The 15987-nt window shown below is 50.9% G+C and carries 14 protein-coding genes; 10 read left to right on the top strand and 4 right to left on the bottom strand.

Features of this window, described 5'->3' with window-relative positions:
• The first annotated feature begins 1 nt into the window (after position 1).
• From MRY16398_RS19125 to MRY16398_RS19090, 7 genes are read left to right on the top strand one after another with little or no spacing between them, the layout of a single operon-like run.
• Positions 2–712: a C40 family peptidase gene (locus MRY16398_RS19125; protein ID WP_125125015.1), complete on the top strand. Its 711-nt coding sequence runs from the start codon at positions 2–4 to the stop codon at positions 710–712.
• Between the two features lie 29 nt (positions 713–741).
• The gene (locus MRY16398_RS19120; RefSeq protein ID WP_125124592.1) at positions 742–1197 is read left to right on the top strand and encodes a hypothetical protein; all 456 of its coding nucleotides are present in this window, start codon (positions 742–744) and stop codon (positions 1195–1197) included.
• A 37-nt stretch (positions 1198–1234) separates the two neighbouring features.
• A complete protein-coding gene (locus tag MRY16398_RS19115) occupies positions 1235–1849 on the top strand; it encodes a tail assembly protein (protein ID WP_125125014.1) in 615 nt (204 codons plus the stop codon).
• 51 nt (positions 1850–1900) lie between these two features.
• Positions 1901–5689 (top strand): TipJ family phage tail tip protein, encoded by a 3789-nt coding sequence (locus MRY16398_RS19110; protein WP_125125013.1) that lies wholly within the window; start codon positions 1901–1903, stop codon positions 5687–5689.
• On the top strand, positions 5689–6642 hold the full coding sequence (locus tag MRY16398_RS19105; protein ID WP_125125012.1) for a DUF6453 family protein: 954 nt from the start codon (positions 5689–5691) through the stop codon (positions 6640–6642). The genes MRY16398_RS19110 and MRY16398_RS19105 overlap by 1 nt, the downstream gene beginning before the upstream one ends.
• Before the next feature lie 47 nt (positions 6643–6689).
• Entirely contained in the window at positions 6690–7829 is a 1140-nt protein-coding gene (locus tag MRY16398_RS31015; protein ID WP_232034351.1) for a tail fiber domain-containing protein, read from the top strand.
• 15 nt (positions 7830–7844) lie between these two features.
• Positions 7845–8066 carry a hypothetical protein gene (locus tag MRY16398_RS19090; RefSeq protein ID WP_125125011.1) on the top strand — a complete coding sequence of 74 codons (222 nt, stop codon included), beginning with the start codon at positions 7845–7847 and terminating at the stop codon, positions 8064–8066.
• A gap of 172 nt (positions 8067–8238) precedes the next feature.
• Here the strand turns inward: MRY16398_RS19090 and MRY16398_RS19085 are convergent, their stop codons facing one another.
• Both MRY16398_RS19085 and MRY16398_RS19080 read right to left on the bottom strand, forming a co-directional pair.
• Positions 8239–8664: a hypothetical protein gene (locus MRY16398_RS19085; protein WP_125125010.1), complete on the bottom strand. Its 426-nt coding sequence runs from the start codon at positions 8662–8664 to the stop codon at positions 8239–8241.
• A gap of 242 nt (positions 8665–8906) precedes the next feature.
• On the bottom strand, positions 8907–9140 hold the full coding sequence (locus tag MRY16398_RS19080; protein ID WP_125125009.1) for a DinI family protein: 234 nt from the start codon (positions 9138–9140) through the stop codon (positions 8907–8909).
• Between the two features lie 415 nt (positions 9141–9555).
• On the opposite strand from MRY16398_RS19080, the gene pepN reads away from it, so the two are divergent.
• Positions 9556–12168, top strand: a complete 2613-nt coding sequence (gene pepN, locus MRY16398_RS19075; RefSeq protein WP_079496806.1) for an aminopeptidase N — start codon at positions 9556–9558, stop codon at positions 12166–12168.
• A 68-nt stretch (positions 12169–12236) separates the two neighbouring features.
• Here pepN and ssuE read toward each other — a convergent pair whose 3' ends face one another.
• Positions 12237–12818: an NADPH-dependent FMN reductase gene (ssuE, locus tag MRY16398_RS19070; RefSeq protein ID WP_125125008.1), complete on the bottom strand. Its 582-nt coding sequence runs from the start codon at positions 12816–12818 to the stop codon at positions 12237–12239.
• A gap of 247 nt (positions 12819–13065) precedes the next feature.
• Between ssuE and pyrD the strand changes: the two genes are divergently transcribed.
• Together pyrD and zapC are read left to right on the top strand one after the other, a co-directional pair.
• Positions 13066–14076 carry a quinone-dependent dihydroorotate dehydrogenase gene (gene pyrD, locus MRY16398_RS19065; protein WP_125125007.1) on the top strand — a complete coding sequence of 337 codons (1011 nt, stop codon included), beginning with the start codon at positions 13066–13068 and terminating at the stop codon, positions 14074–14076.
• Between the two features lie 168 nt (positions 14077–14244).
• Positions 14245–14787, top strand: coding sequence for a cell division protein ZapC (gene zapC / locus MRY16398_RS19060; protein WP_039078575.1), 543 nt, complete (start codon positions 14245–14247; stop codon positions 14785–14787).
• On the opposite strand, the gene MRY16398_RS19055 is transcribed toward zapC, so the two are convergent.
• Entirely contained in the window at positions 14784–15893 is a 1110-nt protein-coding gene (locus MRY16398_RS19055) for a YcbX family protein (protein ID WP_125125006.1), read from the bottom strand. The two genes, zapC and MRY16398_RS19055, sit on opposite strands and share 4 nt — an antisense overlap.
• Positions 15894–15987: the final 94 nt, after the last annotated feature.

Genomic DNA, 15987 nt, shown 5'->3' with positions numbered 1-15987 from the left:
TATGCGTCAGAAAACCATAAATGCCATCATGGCGCATGCCGCTAGTGAATATCCCCGTGAGTGTTGTGGTGTCGTGTCGCAAAAAAGTCGAGTGGAGAGATATTTTCCTTGCCGTAATCAGGCTAACGAACCCACTGAACATTTTGTTCTGTCGCCGGAGGATTATGCTGCCGCCGAGGACTGGGGGACGGTGATCGCTATTGTGCACAGCCACCCTGATGCGACAACACAGCCCAGCGAACTGGATAAGGCGCAATGCGATTTGATGGCTATCCCCTGGCATATTGTCAGTTGGCCGGAAGGTGATCTGCGTACAATCAACCCGCGCGGTGAATTGCCACTGCTGGAGCGGCCTTTTGTGCTGGGGGTTTACGACTGCTGGGGGCTGGTAATGTCCTATTATCGGCAAACGTACGGCATTGAGCTGCCGGATTACCGCGTCGATTATCCGTGGTGGGAGGACAAGTACCCCGATAATTTATATCAGGATAACTGGTATGAATGCGGATTCCGTGAAGTGTCTGGAGACCCGCAACCGGGTGATGTAGTGATTATGCAAGTGCAGGCCAACAAATGGAATCATGCAGGGTTGCTACTGGAAGGCAACATGTTGATGCATCACCTTTACGGTAGGCTAAGCAACCGTGTTCCGTATGGTGGCTACTGGATGGAACGAACAATGAAAGTACTACGTTATAAGGACATGTGTTAACCTTCAATAAAAATGAAGGGGAACAATTGATGAAAAAGCTATTATTTTTATCCATTGCATTAATAACCTGGAATTCTTCTGCAAGACCTCTGACAGAGCCTGAAAGGGAGGCCGTAGAAAAGACCATTAGAGAGGAAATGAAGGATCCTGATGCTGCAAAATTTTATCATCAGGATTATCCATATCCCGACTCTACTTATATGTATTGTGGATATGTGAATGGTAAGAATTCTTATGGGGCATATGCAGGAAAACAATTATTTGCTGCTTTTATTTTTCCTAAAACAGATAAACAAGAATTAACTGTAGCGTCTTTTGATATTAATTCATCAACAGGCGAGCCTACCGATCCTGATGTCCTTGCCTCTATGTGTGCTGGCGCGGGATACGATTTGCCTGTAAAAAAAATCCTTTTCAAAGGGGTTAATGATGACCGGAAAAAGAAAAACATACCGCCACTTGAAAAAAGATACATCAGGAATTAATTAAACCCGCTTCGGCGGGTTTTTACTTGAGGTTGCTATGAAAGAAATAATGATTATGATTGAGCTTGGTGGCATACTCGGTAAAACCTTCGGTAAAGTTCACCGACGCTTGATCAGTACAACCCACGAAGCCACGCGCGCACTGGCAGCAACAATTCCCGGCTTTGAAAAATTCATGATATCCAGTCAGCGGCGCGGACTTACCTACGCGGTATTCAAAGGTAAAAAAAATATCGGAATAGATGATCTGGGATTTCCGGTTACTGGTGAAGTCATTCGGGTCGTACCGGTTATCATCGGCAGTAAGCGTGGAGGATTGCTCCAGACTATTCTCGGTGTTGCCCTTGTTACCGTTGCTGCAATTGCGACTAACGGTGCAGCGCTTGGCTTTGGTGGTACTTCCTTTGCGGGTGGATGGGGGGCTGCTGCTGCAATGGGGATATCGATGTCACTCGGTGGCATTGTACAACTCCTTTCACCACAGACTACCGGGCTGGCAAAAACGCAATCAGCAGACAATAAACCGTCATATGCATTCGGTAGCGTCACGAATACCACATCGCAGGGATACCCGGTGCCTCTGTTGTACGGCAAGCGCCGTATCGGTGGTGCAATTATTTCTGCCGGGATCTATGTCGAAGACCAGCAATAAAAACACCTCAATTTAATAACCGCCTCCGGGCGGTTTTTTTATGGGCGAAATATGGCAAATAAGAAAATTCAGGGGCGAAAGGGCGGCTCCTCATCTTCCCGTACGCCGACAGAACAGCCCGACGATCTCCAGTCGGTCGCGAAAGCAAAAATCCTGCTGGCGCTGGGTGAGGGTGAATTTTCCGGCGGCCTCACCGGGCAGTCTATTTTTCTGGATGGTACGCCGCTGCTGAATGCTGACGGTTCGTCAAATTTCAGCGGTGTGGCCTGGGAATTCCGCTCTGGTACGCAGGCACAGACCTATATTCAGGGGATGCCCGGTAGTGAAAATGAAATCAGCCTGGGCGGTGTGGTTGTTTCCAGCGCTTCGCCGTGGACCCGAACACTGACCAATACACTGCTTTCTGCCGTTCGCCTGCGTATCAAATGGCCGTCCATTTTCCGGCAGGAAGATGACGGAGACTTAGTCGGGTATCCCATAAGTTATGCGATTGATCTGCAGACAAACGGTGGCGCATTTCAGACGGTAATCAGCGCCTCAGTTAACGGGAAAAATACATCAGGTTACGAGCGTAGCCACCGTATTAATCTTCCAGCTGGTGCCACAACGTGGACGATTCGACTACGCAAAATTACGGCAGATGCAAACAGCGCAAAAATCGGCGACACGATGACGCTCCAGAGTTATACGGAGGTTATCGATGCCAAGCTTCGCTATCCCAATACAGCACTGCTCTATATCGAGTTCGACTCCAGCCAGTTTAATGGTTCTGTCCCGCAGATTTCATGCGAGCCTCGTGGTCGCGTTATTCGTGTCCCTGATACCTACGATCCTGAAACACGCACCTACAGCGGTACATGGACAGGCGCGTTTCGGTGGGCGTGGACCGACAACCCGGCATGGGTTTTTTATGATCTGGTGGTGAGTGATCGCTTTGGTCTGGGCGACAGGCTGACGGCAGCTAACATCGATAAATGGATGCTGTACCAGGTTGCACAGTACTGCGATCAACTGGTCCCTGACGGGAAAGGCGGTGATGGTCTGGAGCCTCGCTACACCTGCAATGTTTATGTGCAGGACCGTAACGACGCATACACAGTTATGAGGGATTTTGCGGCTATTTTCCGGGGTATGACATACTGGGGCGGCAATCAGATTGTTGCCCTGGCTGATATGCCGCGTGACGTTGATTACAGCTACACGAACGCAAATACCCTTGACGGTAAATTCACGTACAGCAGCAGCACCTCTAAAACCCGCTATACCTCTGCACTGGTTTCATACTCCGACCCGGCGAATGCGTATTCCGACGCAATGGAGCCTGTATTCGAGCAGGATCTGGTGCGTCGCTTTGGTTTTAACCAGCTTGAACTGACGGCTATTGGCTGCACCCGACAATCGGAGGCAAACCGCAAAGGTCGCTGGGGCATTCTGACCAATAACAAAGACCGCGTGGTGACCTTCTCTGTCGGGCTCGACGGGAATATTCCGCAGCCGGGATACATCATTGCAGTCAGTGACAGGGACCTGGCCGGAAAAGTGACAGGCGGCCGCATCAGCGCGGTAAGCGGTCGGGTACTGACGCTCGACCGTGTACCGGATGCCGTAGCGGGTGATCGCATCATGGTGAACCTCCCGACAGGCGCATCACAGAGCCGCACTATTCAGGCTGTCAGCGGTAATAAAGTCACCGTTTCGACGGTGTTCACTACAACGCCAGAAGCTCAGGCGGTGTGGGTGGTTGAGTCAGATTCGCTTTATGCTCAGCAATATCGTGTTGTCAGCGTTACGGAAAATGACGACGGCACATTCACCATCGTAGGTGCCGCACATGATCCGGATAAATATGCCCGTATCGATACGGGTGCGATTATCGATCAGCGTCCGGTAAGCGTGATCCCGCCAGGTAATCAGTCAGCACCTTCGAATATCGTCATTTCCAGCTACGCCGTTGTGAATCAGGGGATCAGCCTGGAGACAATGCGTGTCAGTTGGGACCAGGCACCAAACGCTATTTCGTACGAGGCCCAGTGGCGGCGTAACGATGGCGACTGGGTGAACGTACCCCGCAGTTCTACCGCGTCGTTTGAGGTGCCGGCCATTTACACCGGACGTTATCTTGCACGTGTACGGGCTATTAACGCGGCTGAAATTTCCTCCGGCTGGGGATATTCAACCGAAACAACACTGACCGGGAAAACGGGAAATCCGCCGAAGCCCGTCGGTTTTATGGCATCAGATAATGTGGTTTTCGGCATTGAACTGAACTGGGGATTCCCTGCGAACACGGACGACACGCTGAAAACCGAAATTCAGTACAGCGCCACGGGGACGACTGATGATGCGGTTTTGCTGGCTGATGTGCCGTATCCGCTGCGCAAATATCAGCAGATGGGCCTCAAGGCGGGGCAGATTTTCTGGTACCGCGCGCAACTGGTGGACAGGACCGGGAACGAGTCGGGTTACACCGACTGGGTGAGGGGGCAGGCCAGTGTTGATGTGTCTGATATCACTGATGCCGTGCTTGAGCAGATCAAGGACACCGAACTGTTCAAAGATCTGATAGAAGATGCCGTGGAGAGCAGTGAAAAAGTTGCTGAACTGGCAGAGGCGGTCCGTCAAAACGCCGACCAACTTGCGGCGGCAGTGGGCGCGAACCGGCAGACGGCAGAAAGTATTATCAGTAACGCACTGGCTATCGCTGACGTAGTTGTCAGGCAGTCTGTACAGAACGGCGCAAACTCAGCAACGTTCACCCAGCTACGGGAGGTGATTGCCACCGAAACACAGGCCCGCGTTACGGACGTGACGCGTCTGGAGGCGAAAACCGACCAGAACGCTGCACAGGTAACGCAGCTCACGCAGGCGCTGGCTGACGAGACTCAGGCCCGCGCGACGGCGGTTGATACGCTGACGGCGCAGACGGAGGACAATACCGCTAACGTAACGCAGCTTACACAGGCGGTGTCCACCCTCGACAGCGCTAGCGCGTCCCGTTTCGACGAACTGTCAGGGAAAACAACTAATGCTGCTGGTGGGGTGCAAAACACGGCGGTGGCGTTGATTCAGGAAACGCTGGCGCAGGTCAACACCCGAATGACGCTCAGTGTTCAGTACGGTGCAAACAGTGCAGGCATCCAGCGCGTTGATAACGTGATGGTGGATGCGAGCAAAGCTGTCGCTGAGTCGCTGAAAACCCTGGATGTCACGGCTGGCGGCAATGCCAATATCACGGACTTCGCAAAAACGATGTCTGATTTTACGCAGACCTCCGCGACGCGAATCAACTCACTGAGCGTCACGGTAAACGGCCAGTCTGCGGCCATCACCACTAACGCCCAGGCAGTTGCGGATATCAACGGCAACCTGAACGCGATGTACAGCGTCAAAGTTGGCGTGGATGTGAACGGCGTGCAGTACGCGGCAGGGATGGGGCTGGGTGTGCAGAACACGCCGAGTGGCATGCAGAGTCAGGTTATTTTCCTGGCCGACCGTTTCGCAGTTATGTCTCAGGCAGGTGGCGCGGTCTCACTGCCATTTTTTATTCAGAACGGTCAGACTTTCATTAACGATGCGTTTTTCCGCGATGCCAGCATTCAGTTCGCGAAAATCACCGATTCATTGAAGTCGAATAATTTCGTTTCTGGTCCGAATGGTGTCGGGTGGAATTTGCCAAAAAGTGGCAATGCTGAACTCAACAACGTAACGGTTCGTGGGGCACTTTACGCCACGTCGGGCGCTTTCAGCTTTAACGGTGTGAACAATGCTGTAGTGATTGACGGTACCGGTGTGCTGATAAACCTGCCCGGTGGTGGTTCTATAAAGCTGGGGACGTGGTAATGCCGAGTGGATTACGCATTGATTTGAATGACGGCGGACCGGTAATGGAAATCACGGCGGGGCTGCGCGCCCCGTTTTTCTGCCGCACAACCGTCCAGGGGTATAACGGAAAGTCTGTGCCGGTCGACGGGTACGGTGCGGGGGATGTGGCTGTTTTTATCCCGACTGAAAGCGTCAGAATCTTTTTTTTCGACACCGGGCTTTTCCCCTTCACGCAGCGCCTGGCTTCTATAGTGCAAAGCGGCGGGACACTGACGATGAATACTCAGGGAGACAGAGCGGGGGCACCTGATACCTATCAGTGGCCCGGCCAGGTATGGCGCATCACACCCGCCAGCCAGGCAGGAAAAAGCGGCCTGCTGATTTCTGACTCGACTGATTTCACCGTCCTGACCACTAACGGGAATCTGGGCAGTTGCACCTGGTACGGCACGGTGACAATTAACGACTCCTGGACGCCCCCTGTTTCAGGGATAGTCTTTGCTTCATGGGACAGCCCGAGCGCGGTACTTGAGAATATCGGCGGAACGATATTCTGTTCGTCAGATTCGGGTAACTATGGTGATGCACCCGCATCGGTTACAGCCCGCATCGCGATATTTTCCAATAACGCACCTGTACCGGGGACGGGTCTGACGTTCCTCAACCCACAGGGGCAGTGCACGTTCTCCACGACCCGGAAGCCATTTGTAATCAGGTCGTTTTTCACACCCTCTCTTTCATGGCAGTCAGTCGGTGGAATGGTACCGATAGGCAGGTATGGATGGGACGTCGGCAGAGCTGAAGACTCAACATCCTGGAATATCGGCAGGGGGCGCGGCCTGATGATGAGTGGGGGAAATGTCAAAGGTGGACGGGGACGCATTGTTACCAGAAATGATCGGGCGGGCTGGAATTTTGACAGCAGCGGGATGAGCGCAATCAGTCTTCCGGTAATTCCCGCCATGTATTAATCAAATTAATAAACCGCTTCGGCGGTTTTTTTATGCCTGGAGAAAACATGATTTACACAACTGGCACCATAGCCATCAGCGGCAATACCCTGACGGGTACTGGCACGAACTTTACAGCAGCAGGCTCACTTATCCGCGTTGGGTGCTCGTTGCTTTCCCTGACTACACCGACACAGGTGTTCCAGATAACGGCAATCAACAGCGCAACCCAACTCACCATAACGCCAGCGGCAAACCCGGCAATTGCAGCCGGTACCGCTTACGCCATCCTCCTGAGCGACAGTCTGAGCGTTGACGGACTGGCTCAAAACATCGCTGAGACGCTGACGCTGTATCAAAAAAATATGAGCGGTTTCGCCGACGTGATGAACGGGGCGGGTGACGTCACTATCACAACAAACGGTGTGGCCGTCACGGTTCCCGGCCAGAAATCGCTGGCAAAAAAAGGGGCCAATTCCGATATCACCAGTCTGTCAGGGCTAACAACACCGCTCAGCAAGGGGCAGGGCGGGACGGGATTAACAAGCCCGTTTGGCACCGTCGCCGGGTCATTTTGCCAGGGCAATGATTCACGGCTGAATTCGCTGGATCGGAAAACTGGCGGAACCGTACTGAGCACAACACGACTAACAAATGAATCCGCTGGTAGTGTAAACCAGGAAACTCCGCATATGGAATGGGGGTATGGTGGGTCATTAACTCCGCATAAATCAGTGGCATATCACTATGTTTCTTCGACGTTCTCTGGGTTTTATTTGAACGTTATCGCGGGGCCGACGTCGTCATTTTTTGGGTTTAACTCTACAGGCTCGGCAACAGCGCCGGGGTCGTGGATTTCAAACTCTGATATCCGTGTGAAATACGACGTGGCAAGGATAGAGAATCCCCTGGAGAAAATGCGGGCCATTCGCGGCGTTTCGTGGAAACGTCTGGATGGCATCTCGCCTGGCATCGGGTTCATTGCTCAGGAGGTTCAGTCTGTATTCCCGGATAACGTTTTTGTCACTGGCAACAGAGAACTGGACGACGGTACCGTAATTAAAGATGTGCTCAGTCCTGACACTGCTGGGGTTGCAGCAGCGCTGCACCATGAGGCCATTCTGGCTCTGATGGCGCAGATAGACGCACTGACCGCACGCATTGCTGAGCTGGAGACAAAAAAATCCGAGGTACCAGCGGCAGAATAATCAACGCGTTATTCAGTGCAAAAAATAAATGTTCAAAATGGCGTTGATCTGCCAGGTTATATAATCTTTTTCGCTATAGTCGGTTTAAGTTTAGGGAAGGAAAAAGAAAAGTTTTCGTTTAGTTCGCTTCTGATTGTTGAAGGTTATTCAAACTCGCAGCATAGAAAATTCGCCGTTGTTTTAATGGCGGATTGGAAAGAAAAAATCCTAAACGAAGATAAGCGTGTCGCTACTTAAACAGTTTTTGAATGTTAGTATATTCGAAGGGGTTTTAAATTTTCGGTTCATATCGTATCAATGATTTTTTTAAAAAGCAGACAGAAAGTGGAAATTCGTTTTACAACCATAAATCTTCCTTTAAATATATACTAAAAAAGTAACTCATTGTTTTGACTAGCAGTGATTTATTCTATGCAGCTTTATGTATTATATTTTGTACTCTTCGCGCACTGTTACTGCTGATGTTTTTATCGGTGACATACTTGGCACTATCACGCAACGCTTGGTTAAATGCAACCACTGTCACCGGTTTCGCTATGGATTTGACTCTATTAGAATGGCTTTGAAATATAAATTCGTCATTAGGGTATAATGAACGGCGTTTCTGGATAATATGCCTTACAGGATTCTCAGCCAGTAATTGAATAATTTCATGTTTTTTTAATGGTAAGTCTGACTCCGTAACATCTTCAAAGCGTAACACCAGCAATTTCCCAACACTTATCTTAGTGTAATAGATAGTAATCCACAAATCAGCCCAAGTATCGCTAACTTGCCTAAGCCTGCTGTTGATCGATGAAAACTCCGTAAAGGTTAACTCATCAGCTTTAGCCATAAAATAACCACCCCTTATCCTAACACTAATACCGCTCTCCATGACGATAAAATACACAAAAGAAATAAAGAGGTAAACCTGCGGCTTATAAAAAATCCTTTACTAACTCGCGAATCAGATAACAGATTTCCATGTGGAGGTTCATTGAGATTTCTATTGTCAGCGAAATAAACAGTCATCCGCCGATTCCCACGTTTCCAGTAATACACCCTGCACCTATTCGTTATCGCCTTCCTTGTCCTTCAAACGAGCCACATATCTGCTTCTTCAAACATCTCCTCGATCATGCGGTTGAGTCGCTCCTTCTCAGTTTTCGTACAATCGCTGTTCAGCGCGTTCGCCTGCATTGGTTTAACTCTCACATCTGCACCTGGGAAAATCTTGTGAACTCTCTTTGTCAGTTCAGCCAGAATGATTTCTTTTGCGCTTGGTAAATCCTCAACGTTTCTCTTGTCGTAAACGAGTTCAACGAACATACTTACCTCAGTTAAATTACTGGTTGGATATACAGCTATTATTAGCTGGATATTTATACAGTGTCAAGTGGTCGCTCATCTAGCAGCGAATCTGTGGGGTATTTTCGACCAGAGTTTTAGCGCGAGGCCTTTATCCGTCTGGGCTGCAGAGAATTGTCTATGGGGCACCAATGGGGCATTTACCATCGATGAAAATCGCTAAAGTTCGCAAATGTGAAATTCGTTTAATCAGTCCAACCGTGATTTACGGCGCTCCTGGACGATATTTGTCGATTTTTAAAATTACTGTTTCATGTTACTAAAATGTAGCATAGTGAGCTTTTCTCCCTGAAAAGATGAACATTCTGCGTGGCGGGATTTACGCAACAGGAATAGACTGGAGACGTAACCAAACAGAAGATGCTAAAGGTTTTTTATGACACAACAGCCACAAGCCAAATACCGCCACGACTACCGTGCGCCGGATTACCTGATTAGCGATATTGACTTGACCTTTGACCTGGATGCCGCAAAAACCGTTGTCACTGCGCTGAGCACTATTTCGCGTCATAGCGCCTCTCCAGTGCCATTGCGTCTGAATGGCGAAGACCTGACGTTAGTGTCAATCCATGTTAACGACCAGCCATGGACACAATATAAAGAAGAAGACAATCACCTGGTCATTGACGGCCTGCCTGAACGATTCACATTGCGTATCGTGAATGAAATCAGCCCGGCTGCGAATACTGCGCTTGAAGGCCTCTATCAGTCTGGCGAAGCACTCTGTACCCAATGCGAGGCAGAAGGTTTCCGCCATATTACCTGGTACCTGGATCGCCCTGATGTTCTGGCGCGGTTTACCACTAAAATCATCGCCGACAAAGCTGCCTATCCTTACCTGCTCTCTAACGGTAACCGCGTGGACCAGGGCGAGCTGGATAATGGCCGTCACTGGGTGCAATGGCAGGATCCATTCCCGAAACCGTGTTACCTGTTTGCGCTGGTGGCGGGTGATTTTGATGTGCTGCGCGATACCTTTACAACCCGCTCCGGGCGTGAAGTTGCACTGGAACTCTTCGTTGACCGTGGCAACCTTGACCGCGCGCCGTGGGCAATGACCTCGCTCAAGAACTCCATGAAATGGGACGAGACCCGTTTTGGCCTCGAATATGACCTCGACATCTATATGATTGTCGCCGTGGACTTCTTTAATATGGGCGCGATGGAGAATAAAGGCCTCAACGTCTTTAACTCCAAATATGTGCTCGCCCGTACCGATACCGCGACCGACAAAGACTATCTTGATATCGAACGGGTGATTGGTCATGAATATTTCCACAACTGGACCGGTAACCGCGTAACCTGTCGCGACTGGTTCCAGCTCAGCCTGAAAGAAGGGCTGACTGTGTTTCGCGACCAGGAGTTTAGCTCGGACCTGGGTTCCCGTGCGGTAAACCGTATCAATAATGTCCGTACCATGCGCGGGCTGCAATTCGCCGAAGACGCCAGCCCGATGGCGCATCCTATTCGCCCGGATAAAGTGATTGAAATGAACAACTTCTACACCCTGACGGTGTATGAGAAAGGTTCAGAAATTATCCGCATGATCCACACCCTGCTGGGTGAAGAGAATTTCCAGAAAGGGATGCAGCTCTATTTTGAGCGTCACGATGGCAGCGCCGCAACCTGTGATGATTTCGTCCAGGCAATGGAAGATGCCTCAAATATCGATTTGTCGCATTTCCGTCGCTGGTATAGCCAGGCGGGGACGCCGATTGTCACGGTACACGACGATTACAACCCGGCGACCGAGCAGTACACGCTCACCATCAGCCAGCGCACGCCACCTACAGCGGAACAGCAGGAGAAACACCCGCTGCACATCCCGTTTGATATTGAACTTTATGATAATGAAGGCAAGGTCATCCCGCTGCAGAAAGACGGCCACCCGGTGCACCATGTGCTGAATGTCACCCAGCCAGAACAGACTTTTGTCTTTGATAACGTCTACTTCCAGCCCGTGCCGTCGCTGCTGCGTGAGTTTTCCGCGCCGGTGAAACTGGAATATAAATGGAGCGATCAGCAACTGACGTTCCTGATGCGCCACGCCAGCAATGATTTCTCTCGCTGGGATGCCGCACAGAGTCTGCTGGCGACGCACATTAAGCTCAACGTTGCCCGCCATCAGCAGGGGCAGGCGCTGTCTTTGCCACTGCACGTTGCCGATGCGTTCCGCGCGATCCTGCTGGACGAACACATCGATCCGGCGCTGGCTGCGGAAATTCTGACGCTGCCGTCAGCAAATGAGATTGCCGAATTGTTTGACGTTATCGACCCGGTAGCCATCGTGGCGGTACGTGAAGCGCTGACCCGCACCCTGGCCACCGAACTGGCAGATGAAGTGCTGGCCGTTTATAACGCCAATAAGCTGGATACCTACCGCGTGGAACATGCGGATATCGGTAAACGTGCCTTACGTAATACCTGTCTGCGTTATCTGGCTTTCGGCGACGAGCAACTGGCCGATAAGCTGGTAAGCGAGCAGTATCACAATGCTGATAACATGACGGATGCGCTTGCGGCGCTGTCTGCCGCGGTTGCCGCCCAACTGCCGTGCCGTGATGCGCTGATGCAGGAATACGATGACAAATGGCACCAGGATGGTCTGGTGATGGACAAGTGGCTGATTCTGCAGGCCACCAGCCCGGCACAAAATGTGCTGGAAACCGTGCGCGGTCTGCTTAAACACCGTTCGTTTACGATGAGCAACCCGAACCGTGTGCGTTCACTGATTGGCGCGTTTGCCAGCAGCAACCCGGCAGCATTCCATGCGCAAGACGGTAGCGGCTATCAGTTCATGGTTGAAATGCTGACAGAACTGAACAGCCGTAACCCGCAGGTGGCTTCCCGCCTGATTGAACCGCTGATTCGTTTAAAACGTTACGATGCGAAACGTCAGGAAAAAATGCGTGCGGCGCTTGAGCAACTCAAAGCATTGCCGAATCTGTCAGGCGATCTGTTTGAGAAAATCAGCAAAGCGCTGGCATAACATTCAGCGGGCAGGCCCTGTGTGATAACAAGCCGGGTTAGCGTCTACAGCGCGACCCGGTTTTTTTATTACGATGCTCTGGCAACACCCGGTATATGAGCACCGAAGATGGGGACTTGCGTGTCACGGCGGTGTAAGGCCTGCCAGAATGTTTCCAGGGCACTGTCCAGACGCGTCTGCAAATTCGCGGTGAAGCGTGGCTTATGCTGATAATCCTCCACCTGGCTGTCATCGGCGAAGACGCCATGCAACACTTCCTGGGCTTTCAATGCGCTCAGAACTGGCTTGAGCGCATAATCCACGGCCAGCATATGTGCAATGGTACCGCCAGTGGCGACCGGAAGGACCACTTTGCCTTCCAGCGCTCGTTCGGGGAACAGATCAAGCAGGGTTTTTAGCGCGCCGGAAAAGGAGGCCTTGTACACCGGGGTTGCGATGATCAGCCCATCGGCCTCATGTAATTGTTCGAGCAGTGTTTGCAGCGCCGGGCTGTCGAAGCGGGCGTAGAGCAAATCTTCCGGGACAAAGTTATGCAAATGCCAGTGACACACTTCAACATCAAGGGCCGTCAGGCGTTCGCGCGCGTATTCCAGCAGGGCGCTTGAGCGGGAAGGGTAACGCGGGCTTCCCGCCAGGGTAACAACTCGCATATTCACTCCTTATAACCATTTGCTTCGTTTTATTAAACATCGATAACTATTTTCTCAGTGTCGCAGAGGTTTTATATTCCGCTAAATGATTTTTTTAGTGAAAACACGTTAAAAAACGAATATGCAGAAAAGGATAAGAAAACGATTGCGTTCAGTTCACCTTTTTTTGCCCAAGGTCAATTCCATTTCTTCGGCTAATCAAAGATAATACGCCCCCGGTTTGCACACCGGGAATCCAGGAGAGTTCATGTACTACCCCTTCGTTCGTAAAGCCCTTTTCCAGCTCGACCCCGAGCGCGCTCATGAATTTACTTTTCAACAATTACGCCGCATTACGGGTACGCCGCTAGAGGCACTGGTGCGTCAGCGTGTGCCGGAAAAACCGGTACAGTGCATGGGGCTAACGTTTAAAAACCCACTGGGACTTGCCGCTGGCCTCGATAAGAATGGTGAATGTATCGATGCGCTGGGTGCTATGGGGTTTGGCGCGATCGAGATCGGTACCGTGACGCCGCGTCCGCAGCCGGGCAATGACAAGCCGCGCCTCTTCCGCCTGGTCGACGCAGAAGGGTTGATCAACCGTATGGGCTTCAACAATCTGGGCGTTGATAACCTGGTTGATAATGTGAAAAAAGCGCATTTTGACGGCGTGCTGGGTATTAATATTGGCAAAAATAAAGATACGCCTGTTGAAAACGGCAAAGATGACTATCTGATTTGTATGGAAAAAATCTATGCCTATGCCGGTTATATTGCGATTAATATTTCCTCGCCAAACACGCCGGGCCTGCGAACATTGCAATATGGCGAAGCGCTGGATGACCTTCTGAGTGCCATTAAAAATAAGCAGAATGAGCTTCATCAGACCCACCATAAATATGTTCCTGTTGCTGTGAAGATCGCCCCGGATCTTTCCGAGGAAGAATTGATCCAAGTGGCCGACAGTTTAGTTCGCCATAATATTGATGGCGTCATTGCCACCAATACAACGCTGGACAGAAAACTGGTTCGCGGAATGAAAAATTGTGATGAAGCGGGTGGGTTAAGTGGCCGTCCGCTGCAATTAAAAAGCACCGAAATTATTCGTCGCCTGTCCCTGGAATTAAATGGCCGCTTACCGATTATCGGCGTGGGTGGCATCGACTCCGTGATTGCCGCGCGCGAGAAGATGGACGCGGGAGCATCACTGGTACAAATTTATTCCGGCTTTATATTTAAAGGACCGCAACTGATTAAAGAAATCGTTACCCATATCTAATCTTTTGCTCACTATCGGACAACCAGGGCTTTATTTCCGGCCCTGGTTGTTTTATATTCCGTGATTGTTGCTAATTTGTACATTTTAGTCTTTGCTTATTTAGCGTAATAAGCGAAACGGCAAAGGATGAAAAAGGCAAAGGGATGTTTACGGAGAGAGGGGAACGAAATGCGAATTAAACCTGACGATAATTGGCGCTGGTATTTTGATGACGAGCACGATCGTATGATGCTCGATCTGGCCAATGGCATGTTATTTCGCTCACGTTTTGCCCGTAAAATGCTTACCCCGGATGCGTTTTCCCCCTGCGGATTTTGCGTAGACGATGCCGCCTTATACTTCTCCTTTGATGAAAAATGCCGCGATCTGATGCTCTCTAACGAACAACGTGCCGAGCTGGTGCTTAATGCACTGGTGGCCATTCGTTTTCTGAAGCCGCAAATGCCAAAAAGTTGGCACTTTACCAGCTACAACCAACCGTGGTCTCCCTGTGCGGGAGAAGCTGCGAGCGTCGTGATGAGTGACAGCGGCGAAGAGGTGAGTTTACTGGTCGTTGAACCGGGTGAAAATGCCGCACTTTGTCTGCTGGCCCAGCCGGGTGTGGTTATCGCCGGGCGCACGATGCAATTAGGCGATCCCATTAAGATCATGAATGACAGGCTGAAACCGCAGCTCAGTGCTGCCAGTTTCAGCTTTGAACAGGCCGTTTAACTTTCCAGGCGAACGGAGGTTTTTGGTACACAGCTACAACTCAGGATAGAACCATCTTGTGCGATAGCTGATTTTTTCAACGGGCTGACCTCACCCTCAATCAGGCGAATGCGACAGCAGCCGCAAATGCCCGCCCGACAGGAATAGGGCACGCGTATCCCCTGATTTTCCAGTTGCTCAAGCAGGATTTGCTGATTGTTACCGCGAAAGCTTTGCCCCTGCCAGACAATATCTACCACGTCCTCTGTTTTCTGTTCTTGTTCTACAGACTCAACAGCCTGTCCTGCGCCATAGGGTTTAGCGGGTGCACTGGAAAGGACCACGACCTCATCACCTACCCGGACGACCCCACTATTGCGGGCAATTAAGTTCTGGCCGAAATCAACATTGCCATTATCTTGCGCAGTGCGAAAACGGGTGAGGGTTGCCAGGGGTTCGCCAGCGGGATGTTTTTGCCCGCGTTCGGGACTGACGGTGGTAAAAACGCAACGGCTGCACGGTTTCACCACGTCAAAGACGACATCACCGATGCGTATTACTTTCCACGAGTCCTCTTCCCATGCACTGGCACCGGTGACCACCAGGTTAGGGCGGAACTGCTCCATTTGTACACTTGCCGGGCAGCGGTTTTGTAAATCACGTAATGAGGCTTCGTTGGTCAATAAAAACGGAAAGCCATCAGCAAATGAGAGCGGAATATCCTCGTAACGTTTTACCCGGCGCGTGGTTTGCGGCCCCACCCAGCGAAGCTGAACATCTCGAGCAAAAAAACCGCTGAGCCACTGGTTGATGTGTTCGGGTGCAACCCGGGCAGTAAAATGATTCCCCCATACTTCCGTTGGCTCATTCTGAGGCGCAAAATCATTAAAACGCACCACGGCGCTGCTGCCATCAGGTGCGGTTAAATGCAAGCCATCCGTCAGCGGAGAAGGAATAAAACGGACCATCTGCGGGAACTGTCGTGCAGTAATAAAGGTGCCATCCGCTTCGGTCACCATAAAAATGCGATCAAAGGATAACCCGCTGGTGTCTGCCAGGGCATGCGTCAGGCCAATACCGCGCATGGATTTCACTGGATGGATAAAAAGACGCGAAAGGGTAGCCACGTCATTTCCTCTGTGAACGAAAATAAGCCCTCAACTTTATGACATGAACGCCAGATTGGCTATAATGCGCAACAATTTTCTTCATCGATAAGTG

Origin of the sequence: Phytobacter sp. MRY16-398 (genome assembly GCF_003925915.1) — a bacterium.
GTDB lineage: Bacteria > Pseudomonadota > Gammaproteobacteria > Enterobacterales > Enterobacteriaceae > Phytobacter > Phytobacter diazotrophicus.
Note: the sequence above shows the minus strand (reverse complement) of the source record. Positions and strands in the feature narration are given on the sequence as shown.